Origin of the sequence: Enterococcus sp. BSD2780061688st2 D3 (assembly GCF_005844145.1) — a bacterium.
Lineage (GTDB): Bacteria > Bacillota > Bacilli > Lactobacillales > Enterococcaceae > Enterococcus_B > Enterococcus_B durans.
This window is the reverse complement of record NZ_SPHN01000038.1, coordinates 1-6,204: the sequence shown is the minus strand read 5'-3', so window position 1 is coordinate 6,204 and position 6,204 is coordinate 1. Positions and strand designations below refer to the sequence as shown.

At 48.4% G+C, this 6,204-nt stretch carries 6 protein-coding genes; 1 reads left to right on the top strand and 5 read right to left on the bottom strand.

The features are described from left to right. The first annotated feature begins 170 nt into the window (after positions 1-170). Complete coding sequence (locus FGQ66_RS14590) at positions 171-395, top strand: LPXTG cell wall anchor domain-containing protein (RefSeq protein WP_125291178.1); 225 nt, start codon at positions 171-173, stop codon at positions 393-395. Between the two features lie 87 nt (positions 396-482). Here FGQ66_RS14590 and FGQ66_RS14585 read toward each other — a convergent pair whose 3' ends face one another. From FGQ66_RS14585 to FGQ66_RS14565, 5 genes are all read right to left on the bottom strand, one after another. Next, a complete protein-coding gene (locus FGQ66_RS14585; RefSeq protein ID WP_104870140.1) occupies positions 483-3,008 on the bottom strand; it encodes a sigma 54-interacting transcriptional regulator in 2,526 nt (841 codons plus the stop codon). A gap of 176 nt (positions 3,009-3,184) precedes the next feature. Further along, entirely contained in the window at positions 3,185-4,006 is an 822-nt protein-coding gene (locus FGQ66_RS14580) for a PTS system mannose/fructose/sorbose family transporter subunit IID (RefSeq protein WP_197082477.1), read from the bottom strand. Positions 4,007-4,011: 5 nt separating this feature from the next. Next, a complete protein-coding gene (locus FGQ66_RS14575; protein ID WP_002329955.1) occupies positions 4,012-4,830 on the bottom strand; it encodes a PTS mannose/fructose/sorbose/N-acetylgalactosamine transporter subunit IIC in 819 nt (272 codons plus the stop codon). Between the two features lie 20 nt (positions 4,831-4,850). Further along, positions 4,851-5,348 carry a PTS sugar transporter subunit IIB gene (locus tag FGQ66_RS14570; protein ID WP_002329956.1) on the bottom strand — a complete coding sequence of 166 codons (498 nt, stop codon included), beginning with the start codon at positions 5,346-5,348 and terminating at the stop codon, positions 4,851-4,853. A 33-nt stretch (positions 5,349-5,381) separates the two neighbouring features. Then, entirely contained in the window at positions 5,382-5,804 is a 423-nt protein-coding gene (locus FGQ66_RS14565; RefSeq protein ID WP_002339167.1) for a PTS sugar transporter subunit IIA, read from the bottom strand. Positions 5,805-6,204: the final 400 nt, after the last annotated feature.

The window sequence follows — 6,204 nt, the reverse complement described above, 5'->3', positions numbered from 1 at the left end:
GAAGATAGTAGCCCACGGCTACAATAATCATATCCTGCTGAAATTGCTTTCCTTTAAAATGATTCATCGTCATTCCTCCTGCTATCTTTTTCTATTATTCTACCTTATTTGATAGTAGATTTAAAACTTTGCAACAGAACCTTTCTGTCAATAATTCAGAGGAACTGCCGGTGGATAAAATCGCTATCCAAGGGTATGGCACCCACGCCCCACCGGCCTTTTACAGAGATAGCAGAAGTGCCCTGCATCTACCGAACTTTAACCAGTATACGCTGCCGGCTGCCGGTGGCAAAGGCATGATCGCCAGTATCATCTTAGGGATCATGGTGATGGGTTGCGGCGTACTCTACTACCTGCATCCGAAGACGAGAAGAAAAAGCTCACAAAGTAACTAGTAGAAAGAGACCGCCACGGTCAACTGTCGATGAAGACAGGAGTCGTGGCGGTCTTTTATAGCGTTCAAAAGGAGTTGCTTAGGTCAACTACCCACCCAAAATCTCATACAACACATACAGCTCCCAATCAGAAATCGTGATCCGGTAAAACTGCTCCAGATTATACAAAATCGTTTTGATATTCGCTTCGAAAGGTTTGTCGTTGAGCTTAAGGCTGCTGAGTTCTTCCGGTAGCGGGTAATCGGCACCGCCGAGAATAGTACGTTCCACCATCAAGGCCAGGTGCATCGTCAAGTTGAATTTCATCTTGGCATTCAGCTGCAGACCGAAGCGGCGTTCACACTTGTCGGTGGTGTCTTCCACCTGACGAATGATCACGTCAGGGTTGAGAAATTCCAGTTTCTCCGAAAGGCCTTCTTTGGAGAAGAAGTGGATGAATTCATTCAGCATCGGTTTGACGTTGTTGGGATGGATCAAGTGATGGAAGGACTGCTCCAATTGTTGTTCAGCATTGTCATCCAGCACGTCCAACAGATTCAATGTTGGTACAGCGACGTCGGTATCCAAGTAGGAAGTGGTCAGGATCAAGGAAGTCTCCTTCAAGTATTCCGTTTCGTCGGCGGCGCGGTCGATGGCGGCGCTGAGTTCGTTGTAATTCAGAATGATCAGCTTGATATCCGGCTTCACGTATTGTTGGCAGATGCCCCGCAGTTTCTTGGAAACGTCCCGGCCGGAAATGCTGGAGATGATGATGTTTTTCTCCACGGAGAAGCCTTCAAAATATTGGACGTTGGTGACGAAGTTTTCTTCCGCTGCCTTGGCGATGGTGTGGAAACGGCTGCCGTTCAACAGCTGTTGGCCGATCTCCAAAGCGAAGGAGGTGGTGAGGTTGTTGATTACCAAAAGTTCTCCCAGAATCTGGGGCTTCAAGCTCTTGTAAAGCTGGGTCAGAGAGCCCATATCCACCAGCATGATCACGCCGTCACCGGTCTCCCGTTCCGAGAGCCAGTTTTTCACCTGAGCCACGATATCATGGACCGAGGAGGTGAGGGGCATATTGATGGCGTCGAAAAGGTACTCGCCGCACATTTTGTTGGCGACCCCTTGGATACTGGAGGCGGTGCGCTCCCCGTGAGCCACCAAGAGGGCGTGATAGCGGATCTCTTCATTGACAGAACCTATGAGTAGGATCGCCAACAAGCATTTGGCTGCCGGAATCAGCTCCAAAGGCAGTTCTTTGGTCAATAATTGAGCCAAGTGATAGGTTCGGGGCTGTTCCTTCAATAAGCGATACTGAAGGTTTTCCCAGAGGGTCATCGGCAGTTGATTCTTGGTAAAGTCCAAGAAACAGCTGACGGTGGCGGTGGCTTCCTCCGTCAAGGGCAGATCCTCTAGTACGCGTCGATTTTGCTCTTGGATGCTAGCGGTCACTCGTTCCCCCAAGGCCGTGGTGCAGACACTGCCTGCTTCATGGCGTAAGTGATGATGAAGGCTCGCCAGCTCCTCTTGAATCTGGAGCAGCGTTTGGTCGCTAGCTAACAGTTGTTGAAGCTGGACTTGTTGGGTTTGCAGGTCATCAGGAGCAAAGGCCTCGTTGATCTGGTCGAAATGCAGCTCCAAGGAGGGGCGTTCGTTGCCTAAAATGAGCGCAATGGTCTCCGCTGTCGGATTCTTTTGTAAAGCGCCGGCACAATACATGCGGATCTCGTTAGCCAGACTGCCGACATTGCCGGGATAGGCCCGCTCGCTAAGGTAGTCCAATAATTCCTGACTGATGGCCAAGTCCCGCTTGATCCGTTTGGCTTCTTGCAGGAAAAGATACTTGATCAGCTCAAAGCGCTCATAGATCGGTCGTTCATGGAAAGAAGGCAGATCTATGATCACAGAGATTCGGCGATAAAAGGTGGGCAGCAGAACTTCCTCCGGTGTTTCGGTGGTGGCGAATAAAAGGCGGACTTGGGAATGTTGGAGTTTCTCGTCTTCACCGATAGGACGGAAATTGCCGCTATCCATAAATTGGAAAAGTTTTTCTTGGTTTTCCTTTGATAGGCGGTGGACTTCATCTAAGAAGAGGACGCCTTGATCCGCTTGCGCCAGCAGACCTTTCCGCTCGCCTTCAGCGCCGGTAAAGGCCCCTTTGGTGTGACCAAAAAGAATCGACGACAGCAGCTCCGGGTTGTTGGCATAATCGGCACAGTTGAAGACGAAAAATTTCTCTGCTCCTTTGGCGTTGTTTTGTTTCAAGTAGTCATAGATCAGCTTGGCTAAGAAGCTCTTGCCCACGCCGCTGGGGCCATGGATCAGTAAAGGCAGACCTAACGGCGGATACATCACAGCGGCGATACATTTTTTGATGGCTTCCCGGGCGCTGCCTTGACTGCCGATAAAGGCTTTGAAGACGTCATCAGTAGTCTCGGAGGCAGCGCTGGCGGGCAACCAATAGACGGGCTTCGTGCCGGTCTGTTTGACAGTGCCCTCTTGTAAGAGCTCGTTTAAGTAGAGACTGGTGGCGGAGCGGCTTAAGTCGATCTGTTGGGCGACTTCAGCGGTGGTCAGTCCGGTTTCGTTATTGGATAAAACAGCTAATAATTGCTGGCGAGTTTCTATTTTCATATTGCTCACTCCCTTATGGTTTTCTCCCTACTCTAAATATACCGTAAAAGCGGGTATTCGTCATGTTTCAAGGTGATTCCGGTCAATATTGGAAAAAATGAAAGAAATGACGAAGTATCCCTGCCACCTTTGAGCGACAGGGATACTTCTTTTTCTATTCCCATTCTTACAAACCTTTAGCAGATCCCTAGTAAACCTAAGATGATCCCTAGGAACATGATAGCGAACATCACGATGTTGACGTTGACTTTCTTACGTAGCAGGTAGAAGGCCAGCAAAGTCACACACAGTGGCACGATACCGATGAAAAGTTGGTCCAAATAGTCTTGGATCTTCATCGCTTCTTCGGCACCTTTAGCAGAAACTTCCAGGATCGTTTTGAATTTCACGTTGGAAGCCGTCATGGAGCCCATCATCATCAAACCTAACATACTGGAAGCTTTGGTGAGGATCTTCATTCCGCCAGATTCGTACATTTTTTTGATGAAGCTGGCACCAACGGAGTAGCCGCTGTACAAAGCATAGTAATGGATCAAGAAGGCTGGGATGTTATACAAAGCTAAGAACACGATGGCTCCTAAGGGAGAACCAGTGGAAGCGATGGAGATCCCGATCCCAGCTGCGATGACCCGCAGGATCCCCCAGAAGAAGGAATCACCGATCCCAGAGATAGGGCCCATCAAGGAAGCCTTAACGGCGGTGATGGAGCTGTCATCGAAGGTTGGGTCTTCACTGTTTTGTTTTTCCATGGAGGCTACCAGCCCCATGATGAAGTTGTTGATATGCATGGTGGCATTGAACCAAGTGGTATGGCGGACCAAGGCATCGGCCCGTTCTTCTTTGGTTTTGTAGAAACGATTGATCACTGGTAACAAGGTGTACATGACACCGACTGCGTGGTATTGAGTGGCCCCAGTCCGGCTGGCATTCATGGTCCAAGACCGCCAGAAGACGGACCGCATCATTTTTTTATCTTCAGGGCTCATATCTTTAGTCATCTTACTCATGCGAAGAAATCCTCCTCTTCATCTTCTTTCGTCATAGGGGCACCATTATTGCCGGAATGAGCAACTGCACCGCTTTCGATATCCCGGATCTGCAAGTCCCGTTGGGCACTTACGACACAGATCACGACACCTAAGACAGCGACAGCCACAGCTGGCAAGCCTAGGTAAGCTGTCAAAACAAAACCTAAGATATAGAAGACAGCTAGTTTGTTATCCCAAAGTAACTTCATCAACATTGCGAACCCGACAGCAGGTAGTAGGCCCCCAGCAGCACTTAATCCGTTCATCAGATTTTGGGGAATATTCTCAACGAAGGTGTTGACTGGGCCACTACCGGCCAGGATGCCGATGAAGGAGATGGAAGCGATGATCACGTAATAGATCACCCAAGTCCCATAATGGAGGGCAACCACCATTTTTTCATTGCCTTCACGGGCAGCTTTATCCAAAGAAGGTGCGAAGATATTCATAAAGACGTTTTTCAAGAACATAACAACAACGGCAGCTAACATACCGATCGGCACGGCCAAGGTCATGGCAGCTTTGGTTTCAACATTGGAAATAATTGCAAAGGTCGTTGCCATCGTCGTAGCAGTTACTGGTTCGGCAGCGATAACACCGCCGATATTGACGTTTCCTAAGAAGATCGCTTCTAGGGAGGCCCCCATCAGGATCCCGGTTTTCATATCGCCCATCAAGATCCCGGTCACTAGACCGACGACTAGCGGGCGTTCCATCATACTTTGGCCTGTTAGGTAATTACCTGCGAAACAGATAAAGACGGCTAACGCGGCCATGGTTGCGTGCATCAACATAATTTTTCCCCTCCCTTATCCTAGACTTTCGCTACTGCGTCTTTGAGACTCAGCTGCGGATTTGATGGCAATACTTGGTTGTAGCTGTTGACCCGAGTCAGTTGGGCTAATTCTTTCGCCGCCGCTAATTCCTCAGGGTTTAATTGCACACTTGGAAAGATCATCGTTTTTGATTTCGGATCGGATTTGTCGAAGCGGCCAGCGTTGGCAACATTGACGGTTTCTAGGTCTTCCACGTTTTGGGCGATCTTATTGGCATCGCTGACGGAGTTCACGATCACGAACATCCGTTTATCTTTGCCCCGAGGATCGTTGAAGACGTTGATGGCGTCATCGACTTTTCGGATCAATAATTTCATGCCGTTGGGCACGGCCATCTTCAAGGTCATTTGCATGACTTCGTTGTTGGCTGCTTCGTCATTAGCAACTACTAACAGGGGTGCGTTCAATTCTTTGGTCCATACTACGGCTACTTGTCCGTGGATCAAGCGGTCGTCTACACGAATTTGGGTGATCATTTTTCATTCCTCCAGTTTTGGGTGTGGGTTGGTTTAATCGAAGATCGAATCATCGTCTTCGTCGGCGATCTGAGTCGGTACCACTTGTACCTGACTTTCACTGACGGCTTGTTGGATCTGTTCCAGGCTGAGGGCTTCGTCACCGCCTAAGAATAGGACGGATAAGATCACTGCCAGGTTGGCATTGGTGATGATGACGATGTTGTCTTTTTTGGCATTCATTAGTTCAGTGAAGGCCTTTTGGTTGACGCTGCCGCCGAAGAGATCGGTGAAGATAAAGCCTTGTTCCTCCGGTTGGACGGAAGCGATGAATTCATCGATGGCTGGGGTGTAATCTTCGTCGATGATGTAGGCGTTGATGACTTGGAAGTCATTGCCTTTGTCCGCCAGAATGTTCAAGGAGCTTTGGAAGCCTCTGGCTAATTCGCCGTGAGTGGCGATCAAATATTTCCGCATGGGTTTCACCTCGCTTTTGTCTGTGGTTTCGATTTGTTTTTACACTTTACTATACGCAAGAGGTGTGCCAAGTTTTTCGTTATGGGAGAATGTTGATGTGGCGGTGTTTATGCTGGATGTTGATGTGTTTAAACAGATAGGAGATTGCTTAAACAGATGGTGGGAGTGAGCAAAAAAGGTGGGAATAAGAGTGGTTTTCCGGTACTGAGGGGGAATTTTCCTGTTTTGAATAATGAGGGGTGCTAGAATTAAAGTAAAGGGTTCTGTTGCAAAGTTTTAAATCTACTATCAAATAAGGTAGAATAATAGAAAAAGATAGCAGGAGGAATGACGATGAATCATTTTAAAGGAAAGCAATTTCAGCAGGATATGATTATTGTAGCCGTGGGCTACTATCTTC